A 16142-nucleotide genomic window follows, 5' to 3' on the forward strand; every position below is an offset into this window, starting at 1 on the left:
GATCAAAATAGATTCTGGTGGATTCTATTTTGATCAAGCACTGGTAATAAGTCATTTACAATCCTGAAATGACGCGGGCGTAGACGTTATTCGTTATGTTGCTATCATAGCCATTGGTGGCATCATCGGCCACATTGATCGTGATATTAGCCGTGCTGCCTGAGTTAGCATTGGTTCGGGTGATGCTGAAACCAAGATTAATCGTGTTACCTGCCCCGATCGACTGACCCGCTTTCATCTTCAATGAAATCTGGCGATTATCCACGGTGTTCGTCACAGTCCAGTTAGCGTTACTCACTGCTACATTCGTACCACCCGACACATTGATACTCGTGATGGAGGGAGCAAACGCAAGGGTATACCCTACTGGAGCCGTGGCGGTAATAGCCACACTACCTGCAGTAGTAGAAAACCCATTAACCTCAGAGAGACCCACGACAAAGTTGCCTACACTGCCCGAGCTAGCAAAATTGGCTTGGGGTAGCGTAAGCGTGGGCGATAAATCGGGGGTGGTTGGTTTATAGATTATTTTATAAAGAGCACTGGAATCTCTACTCAGGTAATAGAGATTCCCATCTAATCCTGTCGATATATTGAGGGAGTTGCCTGGTAAGCCGGTGGCAAACGAAGATCGGCTGGGAGGATTTACCGATAAGTCGATGTTGTTTATCCAGCTATTACAAAGATCCTGATAGAAATATTTGCCAATGAAGCTGGATGGATAGTTCGTCGTGACTGGGTTAAAAAATGTTCCACCCGTGAGGGCGCACCCGCTTCCATCAGCCGGGCCGGTATGCGGATAATAAAAAATTGGATTGGTATAGCTTGTACAGGACGGAGTGGTACACACTCCTTCTGCATTCGGCCACCCAAAATTCAATCCTCCCGTTGTGGCATCATTAATTTCCTCCCAGGTACTCTGCCCTACATCATTGATGAAGATTCGGCCTGTTCCGGGCTGAATCGAAATCGTATAGGGATTGCGCACACCATAGGCCCACACTTGTTTGCGCTGTGCAGATCCGGTCGGAAATGGATTATCGGCGGGCGCGCTACCATCGGGGTTGATGCGCAGTATCTTGCCTAGGTTGGTATCCAGGTTTTGCGCATTGGCACCATTCGCATTTTCGCCAACGCCTACATAGAGCTTACCGTCTTTTCCAAACTTCATGGCTCCGCCATTGTGATTGGTCGCTGAACTTAAGGGGTCTAAATCCAGAATAATAACTTCGCTACCCGCTAAGACAACATCGCCATTGGCAGTATACCGACTTATACGATTATGGGGCGGACTACCCGGAATAGTATGATAGAGGTAGATGTAGTGATTCGTTGCAAAATCAGGGTCCAGCACAACACCAATAAGCCCTCGTTCCCCAGCGGCATCTACGGTCAGCGATATAAAAGGTGTAGCTAGGAGCGCTCCATTTTTGATAACTCGTAGATTTCCTCCCTGCTCGGTTACAAAAATGCGTCCGTCAGAAGCAAATGCCATGGCTGTAGGGCCACCAAGGTTTTTCACGACTTGTATCTGGCTAAAGTTAGCGGGGTAAGTCTGCGCATATGCAGCTACAGTAATTACTTGCGCTAGAGCGAAGGCAAGAAGTAATTGATTGCCTTTTCTACCGATCGATTTTGGCCTGTACTCGTAGAAACTTGTCATAAACTGCGGACATAAAGTGAAACAAAATCCTTACTCTATACCGACGAACTAGTATTATTTCTACAATGTTTATTAATATACTATTTTACACATAAAGTGTAACCGATTTGCGAATACGATAGTCTTGTTTCAATTAGAATGCAAACTCGATCTGGAACTCGGTCCAGCCGTCTTCGTTGGTTTTGAGCGAGAATGAAAACTGGTGATTTAGGAGGATTTCGCGGGTGAGCGTTAGACCAATACCCTGACCTTCGGGCTTGGTGCTATAGAAGGGATTGAACAAATTGGCCTCAATATCATTGAGAATTGGCTCCCCATTGTCGCGAATAAAGAGATGGCGAGCCGTACTAATTACCTCGACGCGTTGCCCCGATTCGCAGGCTTCGAGGGCGTTTTTCACAATATTGACCAGCACCTGCTCAATCTGTTCAACATCAACTACCTGAATATTGGCTTCTTTGGCTACGAATTGGAGGTTAACCCCTCGTAACTCGGCTTGCGGCTGCATCAATCGAACGACACTACGGGCAATTTCGCCGATGTCCATTGCTCGTTTCTGGGGCTGAGGCAACCGGACAACATCAGCAAACCGACGCATGAAGCGGTTCAGTCGGTCATTGCGCTCGATGGCTACCCGGACGGCGTGTTGCACATCGGGATCAGCCACGTAGGTATGCGTAACATCGAGAATTGAATTCACGGCCCCAATGGAATTGTTTACCTCATGCGCCATCATCCGAATTACCTTGCTGTAGGCTTTCTTTTCGCTGGCCAGAATTTCTGGTGTAAGCTCTTCAATGATCAGAAATGATCGCCGGAAGCCCCGATCCATGAAGTTCGACCGTAACACTTTGTAGGTTTCGAGTCCATTGGGTTTCATAATCCGCGACTCCCCATCAGCCAGATCGGCGATTTGGGCAAGCAGTGAAAACCCGAGTTCAGCCAGCTGTTTTCCGACGACTTCGTTGGGCTGCACCGATAGCAGTTGACTCGCCTTTGGGTTGACAGACGCCACATTCCCATCGAAATCAAAAATCAGGATCGCAATTGGGGCCGCTTCAATGAGTTTTTCCAGGAAAAACTGCTGCTCAACCTGCCGGGTCCGTTCCTGCCGAAGCTGATCAATCATGAGGTTATAAACGGTTATTAATTCATCGACTTCCTGATTGCCCGTCGGCACAAATTTGACGGTAAAGTCTTTATCCCGAATGGCTTCAATACCCGACGCAATGAACTCCGACGGTTGCTGAAACGCCCGATAGATTCGTACGGCTATGTACCCTGAAATCAAGATCAGGATTTCTGACGCAATAAACCAGAGTTTATTTTCCTGTAATATCCAGCCAATCAGTGCGATGAGGACAAGATGAATGACGGAGATGTAAATCAGGTAGCGGGTTCGTAGGGGTAACTTCATTCCTCAGTTGTGTAGGGAATGCCAAATTTCTCTAATCGACGGTAGAGCGCAAAACGGGTGATGCCCAACGCCCTCGCTACTTTCGCAACTCGATTATGATGAAAGTCCATAGCCCGCTGAATCATCTGATACTCCATCTCCTCCAGCGTCATAGTGCCAACCTGTGGCAGGGAGCTGGCATGAGGCATGGGGCTAGTGCTTGAGGTGAGGTTTCGTTGGAAATCTTCGGTTTGTAGTTCGTCGTTGGATGATAGGAGAACGGTTCGCTCAACTACGTTTTTTAGCTGGCGAATATTTCCCGGTAGTGCGAGGCTTTTCAACCATTTCTGCGCCACTGAACCCACTCGCAGATCTGGGCGATTGTAGATGGTTTTCAGATTGTTAACAAAGTAATTTACCAGTAGCGGAATATCACCAGGGCGCTCCCTCAAAGCTGGTAGTCGAACCGTGATAAGGTTGATCCGATAAAACAAATCTTCGCGAAACTGTCCTTTACTGACCATCTCTTCCAGATTTCGGTTGGTCGCGCAAATGACCCGTACATCCACCGTTCGTGACTTGCTGCTCCCTAGCGGCTCGAATGTTCGATCCTGCAAAACGCGAAGTAATTTAACCTGACTGGCGGGATCAAGATCGCCAATTTCATCTAAGAAAATGGAGCCCTTATTGGCTAGCTCGAAGCGACCTATGCGGTCGGTTTTGGCATCGGTAAAGGCCCCGCGCACATGCCCAAACAGTTCACTCTCGAACAGCGTGGACGAAATACCACCCAAGTTGACTTTTACAAACGGCTGGCGTTTTCGTTGACTATTCTGGTGAATAGCTTCGGCAATGAGTTCTTTACCGGTACCGCTTTCGCCCGTAATAAGCACGGGCGCGTCGGTTGGGGCCACGCGCCCGATGGTCGTCAGAATATCCAGCAGATTCGGGTCTTCACCAACGATGTTATCGAAGCGAAACTGTTGGTCGAGCTTACGGCGACTTGGCGATGCCGCCAGCGGTTGTGCCAGATTTAGCGCCGTTCGGACCGACTGCACCAAATGGTCATTCTGCCAGGGTTTCGTAATGAAGTCCTTCGCCCCGGCCTTCATACCTTCCACCGCAAGGTCGATACTCCCCCATCCCGTAATTAGAATAACCGGCACATTAGGCAGCCGCTCCCGAATCCGACGTAACAACCTCAGCCCATCATCGCCGGAGGTATCGACCGAAAAATTCATATCCAGCAGAATCAACTCCGGCGCTTCTTCATTCAGAACCTCAAAGGCTTCAAACGGGCCATCGGCTACACGCACGGTGAATCCTTCTTTCCTGAACAGTAAGGAAAGCGAGGTTTGAATAGCAATATCGTCGTCGATGATGAGGAGCATGTTTTTCTATCAGCCCACAAATTTATTTGTGGGAAACCACGAATTAAAAATCCCGTCTATTCCAATGGTTTTAACCATTTCTGGGCCAGCATCTTACCGCATAAGTCGTTGAAACGACTGTTGGCAACCACGATTATTTCTATGTCCCACAAATAAATTTGTGGTCTAAAAAACAATCATTCTTCATGCAACGCCACTGCGGGTTGTATCATGGCGGCTTGTCGGCTGGGGAACAGGGCGCAGAGCGTGACAATGCCGTAGATGATAGCGACTGCAATGAGGATAGCGATTATATAAATGCTTGCCTGTAAGTCAAATACGTTCAGCAACGGAAATTGGGCGGCAAACAGCAATCCAATCAGCATGGCAAAGGTAGCCAGTACCCAGATTTCGCTGATGAATTGGGTCGAAATTCCATTGCCCGTAGCTCCCAACGCCCGGCGCAGGCCGATTTCTCCGCGTCGTTTGGCAATGCTCAGGTTCAGGACGCCAAACAAGCCAAGCGCTACATTGATCAGCAAAAAACCACTCACAACCAGCGCAATAATAATGGGGACTAACACAAGATTGCTCTGGTTTTTTCGTGAATCGGTCAGGTAATCGACTTCCACGCTCCAGCCAGTCATCATAGACGCGATGTCTTTCACGATTTTAGCTTCAAATACGGCGTCGGTGCCGGGTTTTACTTTGATTAGCATGGTATCATTCCAGATCGCATCGGTCTTGACCAATTCAAATAAGGCAGGTCTATTGGTCATAAATTCGCCTTTCGCTTTGAAGTTATCGATCACGCCAACAACCCGAAACTTCTCCCCGATGATTTTCCCTAATGGGTTTTCGTCACCAAACAGTCCTTCTTTCGTTTTTTGATTAATGATCACCGGCGTGTATTTGCCCACACTGTCCGCATTGCGATACCACTTTCCACTAGCTACCGACATGTCGAGTGTTTTGGCAAAATTCTCATCGGTTACGTAAAAATCCGCGAGCACTTTCCGCTTATTATACTCAACGCCATTGTTCATCGTGTTGGCCGAAAACGGAAAATTACTGCTCATTCGGGAAACCGATTCTACTTCGGGATATGCTTTCAGGCGTTGCTGGACGCGTTGTAGTTTATCGGCGATTTCGGTCGTGTCCTGGTTCGCTTTAAGGCCTATTGCCCAGACGTTTTCATAGGAAAACCCTAGCGGCTCCCTATAATTTCCAACATTCACAACAATCAATGTTGCCAGTCCGAATAGGACCATAAACGACGCCCAGATCTCTACAATCAGTAAAGCATGCGTCTTCTTCTTGTTCCAGATTAATTTAAACAGATGGGGGATCATGATTAAAGAGCGAAAGGGTGAATGAGCGAAAGAGTGACCAAGTGATCCAGCTTTTCGCTCTTTCACTCATTCACTCTTTCGCGCTTTAAGATTTTAACGCTTCAGCGATGTTTAATTTCGACATGCGCAGGGCGGGTAACACGCCTGATAGCAATCCAAAAATGAGGCAGACCAAGAGACTGATAATGAAGACGTTCAGATTGATTGCCAGGTCGGCGTAGGCAATTATACCGCTGGTATTGATCAGATGAATGACAATCATTGTCAGGCCTAAAGCAATGGTGCCGCCGATGAGTGTAATAAAAATATTCTCGACGATAAACTGCCAGACCAGCGTTTTCACGGGCGCACCAAAGGCTTTCCGAATCCCGATTTCTGATGCTCTTTCCATGATACGGCTAACATTTATGTTCACCAGGTTGATTGCCGGGAGACCCATTAACATGAACATAACAAACGCAATGACACCAAAGAAAATGGTCTTCAGCCCCGCGTTCCCGTCCATAATAGTGCCTACAAAATTTTCCAGATAGGGCTCACTTTTCACATCCAGTATCGCATACTTAAACCCATCCTGAATGCCGGGCAACGGAATTCGGTCGATATGACTCTGAAACTCATCCTGAATCGCTTTTAAATCCGATTTATCTTTAGCCAGTATCATTGCCACATAGCCCCCTCGCATACCGGTATTCTGGTAATTACTTTTGGGAGCGGTATACGGAAAGAAAACGTCTGCGTATGTAAATGGCCGGGTAACCGGGCTGGCTTTTACGACGCCAATCACCTTATAATGAATGTTTTCGATTTCGACATCCTTGCCAACAACGGGTTCAGTAGCGCTCTCAAAATAGTGCTTCTTGAAATCGTCGGTAATTACCAGTACGTTTTCGCCATTGGCAATATTCTGTTCATTGTAGGGTTTGCCTTCCAGAAATTCGAAATCCGTTACCCGCCAGAAATCGGCATCGGTGAATTTGGTATTGAGTTTAATTTTCTGCGAACCCACATAAGCATTCGAGCTATTGATAAACGTGCAGATCGTGACCCGTTCAGGGGTTTTCAGCGATTTGGCATACTCCGTCAGAAATTTGAAACTCATAGGCCCCGACTGCCGGGACGTCCGACTCGAATCCTGTTGAGTCATTTGCATGATATAGAGCGTTCGATCCCGCTTATTTTCAGGGTAATGACTCCCGATCAGGTGATCTAAAAAAGAGGTCAGCACCATCAACACGGTCAGTGTCAGACTAATGCCGAATAGCGTAATGAAGGTGTAGAACGGATGCCGCAGCAACACCTTCCAGGCGATTTTGATGTAGTTCAGTAGCATGACTAATAGCGAAAGAGTGAATGAGTGAAAGAGCGAACTAGTGATCCAGCCTTTCCGCTTTTTCACTAATTCACTCTTTCGCTCTTTATAAAACTTGCGTTCCGTCGAAAAGGCGAATAAGTCGGTGGGTGCGTTTGGCCATTTGTTCGTCGTGGGTAACCATCACGATGGTAGCGCCGTCGTCGTTGAGTTGTTGTAGGATATTCATGATTTCGTTGCCCATCGCACTGTCGAGGTTACCGGTGGGCTCATCGGCCAGAATAATATCGGGATTACCAACAATGGCGCGGGCAATAGCTACCCGCTGCTTCTGCCCACCCGACAACTGCTTCGGAAAGTGCTTCATGCGGTTACTCAAGCCCACTTTCGTCAGTGCTTCTTTGGCATATTCCTGACGCGGTTTGCCATTGGTCGAGCGATACAGCAGTGGAATCTCTACGTTATCGATTACCGACAGGTCGTTGATGAGGTGGAAGCTCTGAAAAATGAAGCCGATCTTCTGGTTCCGCAATCGAGCCAGCTCCTTATCGGTGTACTTCGTTACAGGCTGCCCATCCAGTTGTACAGTGCCTTTGGAGGGTTCATCGAGCAGGCCCATTACGTTGAGCAGCGTACTCTTACCGCAACCCGACGGCCCCATAATGGAAACGAATTCACCTTTCTTAATATCCAGGTTGATGTTGTTCAGCGCCAGCGTCTCAATGGTGCTGGTGCGATAGACTTTTTCGATGTTTTGGAGGTTGATCATGGTTTTTTGTTTTGGGTTAACCTCACCCCCAGCCCCTCTCCTAAAACAAGGAGAGGGGAGCAACGGAAGTCATAAACGCCAACTTTAGCCTAAGTCTTACCAATAATAGATTTGAGAAATCAAGCTAGACGTTAACAACTCCCCTCTCCTGATTTCAGGAGAGGGGCCGGGGGTGAGGTTAAGTGAGCTAATATTTTATTTTCTGGTTCGTTTCAAAATCATACAATGTCAATAAGCGTAGTGTGTAAAACGCCTGCCAGTAATCGCGTAAAGCCAGGGTCGCATCACGTCGGGCGCGGTCTTTCTCCTGCGTGGCAATTCCTAAATCGGTCACACTGAGGTCGCTCAGTTTGAAGCGATCCTGCGCAATCTGGTAGCGATTCTGGCCAATCTGGTCAGCTTTAGCAGTCAGAACCACTTGTTGCCGAAGCATTTGTAAGAGTGTTACCTGCGTAAAGATTTCCTGTTCGAAGGTTAGCTTGTCCTGCTCTACGGTTTGCTGCGCCAGCTCCCGGTTCGCTTTAGCCGTTTCGACAATTGCCTGCGCCCGGCCCCAGGTCATAATGGGCAATGTGAATTGGAGCGAGACGTATTCGCGGTTCTGCGGACGCACATACACATCAAGGAGATTGGGGCCCTGATTCGATAGCCCATACCCCGCCGTAAGTGTCGCGTTCAGGCCGTTGTTTTTGCGGGCTTTTTCCAGATCACGTTCGGCCTCCAGCAACCGTCGTTTAAACGCGATGGCTGCCGCCCGATTGGCAGTGGCCTCGCTGATCGCCCGATTCACATCGACGGTCAGGTCAGGAATCTGGTTAGGGATGGTCAACTCAAGCGGTCGTGTTTGGTTAATGACCGATCGATCGTTTTCTTCATTGCGGTAGCCTATAAACGTTTTCAGTTTCAGCGAAGCCACCGCTGCTGTTTGTCGCGCCGATGCCAGATCTTTTTCGGCATTGAGGACGCTTAGTTGCAGTTGTAACAGATCATTCTGCGAAATCTTGCCGAGGTCAAGCTTATGTAAAGCAATCCGATAAAGTGTATCATTATTCACCCGGTTGGTTTCGGCAATTTGCAGATTTACCTGCGATACCAACAGGTCGAAATACAGGTTTGTCGCGTTCAGTGAAACCTGTTCCAGCGATTCGATCAGTTGCTGATTTCCTTCGGAAAATAACAGCGGCTGAATTTTTCGATCCCAACGCATCGGGTTGAATTGAAACAGCGGTTGCGATAAGCCAATACCAAAGGGAATCCCATTGTAGAGCTTGGTATTTTGAATAAAGTTATCGAACCGCTGGAGCTGCTTCTGGACAAAAATAGTCCCACCTGTCGGGGCAATCGTCTGGCTCAACGACAAATTCAGGATCGAGTTGTTATACGATACCGGCTCAAACTGGATGTTGCCATCGGGCTGGGTTACCTGTATATACGAGCGTGTAAAATTAGGCAACGACCCATCCAGACTAAGTTGTGGCTTGTACTGCGCCAGAAACGAGCGGAAGGCCCAGATGTTGGTGCGCTGTTGCGTATTGGCCCGTTTCGCCGATACCGACTGTGCCTGTGCCAGTTGCAAAACCTCGTTCAAGGTCATGGTTTGTGCCGACACTTGTCCAACTAGGCTAAGCAAACCAAGTATTAGTATAAAAAAGCGGTTCATAACGAGTCTGGGTTAGTGTTTTGGCTCAATGGTGATTTCTTCCAGATGCTCGTACTGACTCAAATCCGTCAGGATAATTTGTTCGCCCGGCTGGACTCCTGACTTTATTTCTACAAAGTCGAAGTTAGACAAACCAAGCGCGATCTCCCTACGGTGCGCCACCTGACTTCCTTTCGGTAACACATATACGTACTGTGTTCGCTTGCCTTTGAACGCAGGCCCGTTCGCTACTCGTACGGCCTTCGCTACCCGGTCAGTGATGACGAATACTTCTACTTTCATATTCGGGCGAAGAGACGCGTGGTGGCTGTTATCCAATTGGATCACAAACTGTACGATTCCATTTTTCACCGCGGGTTTTACCTGCGTAATTAGCCCACGCAGATTGGTTTCGTTTACTTTAACCGTAACCGGCAACCCCACTTTAACCTGATCGGCATACACATCAGAGCATGATCCTTCCACTCGAAAACTGGCCAGATCAGCCAGCTTAGCCAGCATTTCGCCTTCGTTCACCGCCGAACCGATATTCTCATTCACCCAAGTCAGCACGCCCGGACGGTCGGCAATGATGTCGGCCTGTTTTAGTTTATGGGTTAACTCTTTCAGGTTTTTTTCTTCAATCTGCGCCTGTAACGTCGTTTCGCGCAGGCTGGCGCTCATCGACTGCCTATTGTAGCTGAGGTCGTTTTCTAACTGCTTTTTCTCCAGTTCGGCTACACGAAGAGAATTTTCGGCGCGGGTCACATCTTCGCCAGTGCTTCCTCCTACTTTCTGCAACCGTTTGGCGCCTTCCAGATCAGCCCGTAAGCGATTGATATTGAGCAGTTTTATTTGATCGTTCACCTCGGCATCGTACAGGCTTTTATTCAGTTTCATACGTAGCTGATCGATGCCGTTCCGTTTCAGCGCCAGTTGATCATTGAGTTTTTCAAGTTCAATTTCGGTGAGCGACTTATCGAGATCCAGAATTGGCTGACCCGCTTTTACTGACGTACCCGGCATGAGTAATACGCGTCGGATACTGGCCCGAATGGGGCTGGTATAAATCTGCTCATAAGCCGGAATGACTTCGCCTGTTGCGTTAAGGGAGTTTTCGACCGGGCCGATTTCAGCGGTTGCAAGGCGAATTCGATCAGCTTCGACAGAGGTTTTGAGCGCGTTCCGTGTCCAGAGAATGACCAGCGCCAACGCCACAACGGTCGTTACCCCAATGAGCAGGTTCCGATTGCGGCCACGATTGGCAATTTCTGGGGCAAGTTCTTTATCCATTTTCTGTGTTGTATTACACAGATAGAAGGCCAAAGAGTGTGCCAGCAGTTATGCAACTACCAATCAAGTAGTTAACAAAAAACAGCAATAAAAAAACGTGCGATTTCGCACAGGTTATTGCCGTTTCGCACAGTTACAAATACCCCCCCCTGAAGGGGGTTTAGTTCACTGGTGAGCAGAGCCCCCTTCAGGGGGGGGTATTTGCAGATAGGTTCTGGCACTTCCGAAAGGTTTTCGTACCTTTTTATCCCATTACCAGAGCCAATGGATATCCCTTCAAAAAATGACAAAAGTTAGCTTTACAATCCTCTTTCAATTTCTCTTTTTTATCTCCTTTGCCCAGCAGAATCTTGTTCCCTATGTCCACCCATTGATTGGCACAGAAAAAATGGGGCACACCTTTCCGGGTGCTACGGTGCCATTTGGGTCAGTTCAATTAAGTCCCGATTCGGATACATTATCGTATGAGTTCAATGGCAAGTACAACGGCGATGTTTACCGGTACTGCGCGGGTTATAAATACGAAGACAAAACGATTGTTGGGTTTAGTCATACGCACTTCAGTGGCACTGGCCATTCGGATTTGGGCGATTTTTTAATCATGCCAACGCAGGGCGCTTTGCAACTCAATCCAGGAGTGGCGTCGAATCCAAAGGGCGGGTACCGATCAGCGTTTTCCCACGCGAACGAGGTGGCCGAAGCGGGTTATTATAAAGTCAAACTCGATGACCATGCCATTACGGTTGAATTGACAGCTTCCAATCGGGTTGGGTTTCACCAGTATACCTTTCCCAAATCTGATCAGTCGCACATTATTCTCGATCTGATGCATGGCATTTACAATTATGAGGATAAAGGTGTCTGGACGTACGTACGAGTGGTAAATGACACATTGATAACGGGTTACCGGCAAACGAACGGCTGGGCACGTACCCGAACGGTGTATTTCGCCCTATCATTCTCGAAACCGTTTAAATCTTATGGCCAGAAAAATCTGGATAAAGTACAGGTCTACAAGGGCTTCTGGCGCAAATTCGACCAGACGAAAAACTTCCCGGAAATAGCGGGCAAGAAAATCCGTATGTATTTCGATTTCGATACGAATGAAGGAGAAAAAATAAAGTTGAAGATGGCCATTTCGCCGGTTAGTCAGGAGAACGCGTTGGCCAACATGCAAGCCGAAATCCCGCACTGGGACTTCGAGCAAACCAAAGCACGGGCTCAGGCTGATTGGAATAAAGAGTTAACTAAAATCCAGATCGATGCTTCTGAAACGGATAAAGTGAATTTCTATACCTCACTGTATCACTCGTTTATTAACCCAACGATGTACATGGACGTCAATGGCCAGTATAAAGGATTGGATCAGGGCGTTCATTCGGCATCTGGGTTTACCAATTACACGACGTTCTCGCTTTGGGATACATACCGGGCACTCCACCCGTTTTTCAATCTGATTCAGCCCGGACGGAACAATGATATGGTACAATCCATGTTGGCTCATTACGACCAAAGCACCCTAAAAATGCTGCCTGTCTGGTCGCATTACGCCAACGACAACTGGTGCATGAGCGGATACCACAGCGTATCAGTACTGGCCGATGCAGTGATCAAGGGAACATTTAAAGGCGATGCACAGAAAGCCCTTGACGCTTGTATTGCCACCTCCAACCATCGTGATTATGAAGGTATTGGAGACTATATCGACAAAGGGTATATTCCTGAAAGCGCCAATAGAACCTCCGTATCAAATACGCTGGAATATGCGTATGATGACTGGTGCATTGCCCAATTAGCCAAGAAGCTGAATCGCTCTGATGTATACGCCACCTACCTGAAACGTTCCGAAAACTGGAAGAACGTTTACGATACGTCCATTGGGTTTATGCGTCCCCGATTGGCCAATGGCTCGTTCAAACCCGAATTCGACGTTTATAAAACGGAAGGACAGGGTTTTATCGAAGGCAATTCCTGGAATTTCAGCTTTTTCGTTCCGCAAAATCCAGCGGCTCTAATGCAGGCAATGGGTGGTCCTAAAAAGTTTGCGAATCGGCTCGATTCGCTCTTCTCGATGCATCTGCCAGATGAGTTTTTTGCCGAAACCGAAGACATTACCCGCGAAGGAATCATTGGTGGGTATATTCACGGCAACGAACCGGCCCACCACATTGCCTATTTGTACAACTGGGCGGGGCAGCCCTGGAAAACACAGGAACGTATCCGTATGATCCTCAACATGCAGTACAAATCCACGCCCGACGGTTTGGGCGGCAACGACGACTGTGGGCAAATGAGTGCCTGGTACATGTTCTCGTCAATGGGATTTTATCCAGTAGCACCCGGCTCAGAAGAGTATTCGCTAGGCAGCCCTTCGGTCAAAAGTGCCCGTCTGAATCTCGAAAATGGGCAGACATTTACCATCGAAGCCATCAATCAGGGCGACAAAAATGTGTATGTGCAAAAGGTACTGCTGAATGGAAAGGAACTAACCCAGCCCGTCATTACGCATACAGACATTATGAAAGGCGGCAAGTTGACGTTTTACATGAGTGCAAAGCCAGCGAAAAAGTAGGTTGCTATTTTCCGTAAAATTTGCAACCTATTTTTTGTCATTCCGACCTCAGGAGGAATCTCAAGCTTCATATTAATCAAGCTTGAGATTCCTCCTGAGGTCGGAATGACAAAAAATAAATCAATGATAAAACCTTTCTACACCAGCACCGCTCCACCATCAACCGTAATGATCTGACCAGTACTGAATGGCTGTCTTAGTAGATATAGATAGGTTTGTGCAATATCCTCCGCTTCGCCAACCCGTTTAACGGGCAACGAACTTCCAATCTGGCTATACATACCCTCCCGATCAGCGTCTGACATACCCGACCACAAATTGGTTTTTACTACCCCCGGCGATACAGCATTGACACGCACTGGCGCAAGTTCCATCGCCATGGCTCGGGTGAAGCCCTCCATAGCGGCACAAATGCTCGCACCTAACGACCAGCCAGCATTGGGTCGCTGACTGGCAATACCACTAGTCAGCACAATGGAGCCGTCTTTACTCATATGCGGATATCCATATTTAACGGCCATAAACGCACCCCAATAGCGAATATTGAAGTACGAACGAGCCTCATCAAGTTGTGCATTGGCAAGATTACTTAATTTAATCCCTTCTCCAGCCGTATAAACAAGGTGATCAAATCCGCCTATCTGATCGAAAAAGCCGACGACTTCCTGCTCATTGGTTAAGTCCACACGATACCCTTCGCTACCTTCTGGCAGTTCGGTTAAAGCCTGATCAATACGTTGTTGATTGCTGGATGCAATAATAACTTGTGCCCCTTCTGCCGCGGCTGCTTTGGCGGTTGCCAACCCAATACCTGAGCTCCCTCCTATTAATACGACTCGTTTCCCAACTAAAAAACCGTTCACTGTTTGCTGATTCATAACCTGATTTATTTGCTTTTGACGCAGCAAATTTCCCTCAGCGAACGGGAGTTTCATTTACCAAATGGTAAAAACGGAATTGGTGAGACAGACATACGCCATATCTTTGGAGATATGGCGTATGTCTGTCTCACCAATTCCGTTTTTAAAAGCTATTTCTTCGAATCCGGCTCAGCGATTGTTGGGTAATGCCTAAATACGACGCAATACTCTGTAAGGACACCCGCAACGCAATCTCCGGCTGGCGGATTAAAAATTGTTGATAGCGCGTCATGGCATCCTCCCCTAAATAGGCATTCCGAATCTGAATTTTGTACAGCAGTGTCTGTTGCGTCAGTTTATCAATCAGCTCTTTCAGGTAAGGGAAGCGATCGTAGAGAAGCAATAAACTGCGTTTCGGCAGGACAATCACTTGTGTAGGGCAAGCCGCCCGAATACTTTCTCTGGCCGGAACACCCCGATTGAAACTGTCCAGAATGGTTACCAGTTGGTTTTCTTTCAGGAAATAGTGAGTCAGTTCCCGCCCCTGCTCGTTCTGGGTAACAATGCGCACAACTCCATCGCAAATGAAAAAGAGATTCGTAGCAATAGAACCCTCTTTGAGCAGATAGTCGCCCTCAGCCAGGCTCCGATACGACAATTCCTGCTGAATCACATCGACATCGGCCGACGGAATATTCTTAAAAAGACGTAAATAAGTAAATAAGGGGACAAACCGAGTTGCATCCTGACGCTCTGTATGTGGTTCGGTATCCATGCTAAAAACAGCTTAAAAGCGGAACGATGAAATGGCCCGCATTGATCGCCATAAAAATAGCTATAATCCAGGAACCTGCTTGATTATGCCTTTAGGTTGATAACGGATTCGTTTGCCGAAAACAAGTCGAATATAGTCCGCATTAGTATTGATTAATCCTTGCGAGAAGGTTCGATTCATCAACGTGGACGACCCATATAATCCACCATAAAAGATACTTGAGCTATAGCCAATCGTAGCCGATGCAATTCCCTCCCAGCCAAGCTGTAGCCGACTTTCGGTGCCCGTCAACTCGTTATGGGTTTGTTGCAATAAAATCGTTGCCCCCGGTCGTACGGTGAAACTGATAAAATAGTGCTTGCGAAAGACAATCGTCTGGCTATAGCCTAGATCAATGCCCACGGCCAGCGATTTTAGGTTTAGCAAACGAGACTCAGGCCGGAAATCATCGTGCAATGCCGAAGGTACTATCGATGAATCAGCCCGAATGAGCTGATAGGTTAGCGATGTGCCAACGTTCCAGGAACTTGCCCCTTTGCGTTGCTCCTCGCGCTGAAGCAACGCAGCAGGAGTCGAGAGTTGTAGCGGATTAAACTGATATAACAACCGGCTTGACACAGTCTGACTTCGCAGATCGTCCCGATATGGATAGGCGGAATGATGGTCAAACCAGTTTGCTTCAAGAATGTCAGGATTGCTGATATAAAAACCCCGATAAAACTGATACTGGGTAGATAACCAATATCGTCGGTTGTTTAAATTGATAGTAATCCCAAATGGTTTTGTCTTCCCCCTCAGATCGTTGTTGTAACCGAAAAAAGGAAGCTTAACCGTTATTTCCGTTCCGAACCACTTGTAGTTGATACCCGGCCCGAGGGTCCAGGCCAGGTTGGGCCTATAGATTAATGAATTGGGCGATCCAGCCACACGCAACGTATAATCCTGCCGGTCGCTGACAATATAAAAATGTAACTGCCGATAATAGGTCGTTATGTACGCTCGATCAACCCGTGGGATCTTGGTTTTCAACAATGTATCCAGCGGAATACCTAACAGGCTAAGTCCCTGACCATAACTACCAAAGTGGCTCCCGATCAGCAGGATAAGCAGTAACCATCTACCCCGTAAACCTTTACCCATG

General features: G+C 47.7%; 12 protein-coding genes. 1 reads left to right on the plus strand and 11 read right to left on the minus strand.

What is annotated here, in order from left to right:
• Window positions 1–55: 55 nt before the first annotated feature.
• The 8 genes from GO755_RS27295 to GO755_RS27330 form a co-directional block, all read right to left on the minus strand.
• A complete protein-coding gene (locus GO755_RS27295) occupies window positions 56–1663 on the minus strand; it encodes a PQQ-dependent sugar dehydrogenase (protein WP_157588481.1) in 1608 nt (535 codons plus the stop codon).
• Between the two features lie 133 nt (window positions 1664–1796).
• Window positions 1797–3080, minus strand: a complete 1284-nt coding sequence (locus tag GO755_RS27300; RefSeq protein WP_157588482.1) for a sensor histidine kinase — start codon at window positions 3078–3080, stop codon at window positions 1797–1799.
• Window positions 3077–4450 (minus strand): sigma-54-dependent transcriptional regulator, encoded by a 1374-nt coding sequence (locus tag GO755_RS27305; protein WP_157588483.1) that lies wholly within the window; start codon window positions 4448–4450, stop codon window positions 3077–3079. The genes GO755_RS27300 and GO755_RS27305 overlap by 4 nt, the downstream gene beginning before the upstream one ends.
• A gap of 176 nt (window positions 4451–4626) precedes the next feature.
• Window positions 4627–5781 carry an ABC transporter permease gene (locus tag GO755_RS27310; RefSeq protein ID WP_157588484.1) on the minus strand — a complete coding sequence of 385 codons (1155 nt, stop codon included), beginning with the start codon at window positions 5779–5781 and terminating at the stop codon, window positions 4627–4629.
• A gap of 85 nt (window positions 5782–5866) precedes the next feature.
• The gene (locus GO755_RS27315; protein WP_157588485.1) at window positions 5867–7114 is read right to left on the minus strand and encodes an ABC transporter permease; all 1248 of its coding nucleotides are present in this window, start codon (window positions 7112–7114) and stop codon (window positions 5867–5869) included.
• 85 nt (window positions 7115–7199) lie between these two features.
• Entirely contained in the window at window positions 7200–7862 is a 663-nt protein-coding gene (locus tag GO755_RS27320) for an ABC transporter ATP-binding protein (RefSeq protein ID WP_157588486.1), read from the minus strand.
• 187 nt (window positions 7863–8049) lie between these two features.
• The gene (locus GO755_RS27325; protein WP_157588487.1) at window positions 8050–9522 is read right to left on the minus strand and encodes a TolC family protein; all 1473 of its coding nucleotides are present in this window, start codon (window positions 9520–9522) and stop codon (window positions 8050–8052) included.
• A 12-nt stretch (window positions 9523–9534) separates the two neighbouring features.
• The gene (locus GO755_RS27330; protein WP_157588488.1) at window positions 9535–10794 is read right to left on the minus strand and encodes an efflux RND transporter periplasmic adaptor subunit; all 1260 of its coding nucleotides are present in this window, start codon (window positions 10792–10794) and stop codon (window positions 9535–9537) included.
• Between the two features lie 283 nt (window positions 10795–11077).
• On the opposite strand from GO755_RS27330, the gene GO755_RS27335 reads away from it, so the two are divergent.
• Window positions 11078–13366 (plus strand): GH92 family glycosyl hydrolase, encoded by a 2289-nt coding sequence (locus GO755_RS27335; RefSeq protein ID WP_157588489.1) that lies wholly within the window; start codon window positions 11078–11080, stop codon window positions 13364–13366.
• 137 nt (window positions 13367–13503) lie between these two features.
• On the opposite strand, the gene GO755_RS27340 is transcribed toward GO755_RS27335, so the two are convergent.
• From GO755_RS27340 to GO755_RS27350, 3 genes are all read right to left on the minus strand, one after another.
• Window positions 13504–14301, minus strand: coding sequence for an SDR family oxidoreductase (locus tag GO755_RS27340; protein WP_157588490.1), 798 nt, complete (start codon window positions 14299–14301; stop codon window positions 13504–13506).
• Window positions 14302–14389: 88 nt separating this feature from the next.
• Entirely contained in the window at window positions 14390–15001 is a 612-nt protein-coding gene (locus GO755_RS27345; protein WP_157588491.1) for a Crp/Fnr family transcriptional regulator, read from the minus strand.
• Between the two features lie 60 nt (window positions 15002–15061).
• Complete coding sequence (locus tag GO755_RS27350; RefSeq protein ID WP_157588492.1) at window positions 15062–16141, minus strand: DUF4421 family protein; 1080 nt, start codon at window positions 16139–16141, stop codon at window positions 15062–15064.
• Between the last annotated feature and the right edge of the window lies 1 nt (window position 16142).

Origin of the sequence: Spirosoma arboris, assembly GCF_009754945.1 — a bacterium.
GTDB lineage: Bacteria > Bacteroidota > Bacteroidia > Cytophagales > Spirosomataceae > Spirosoma > Spirosoma arboris.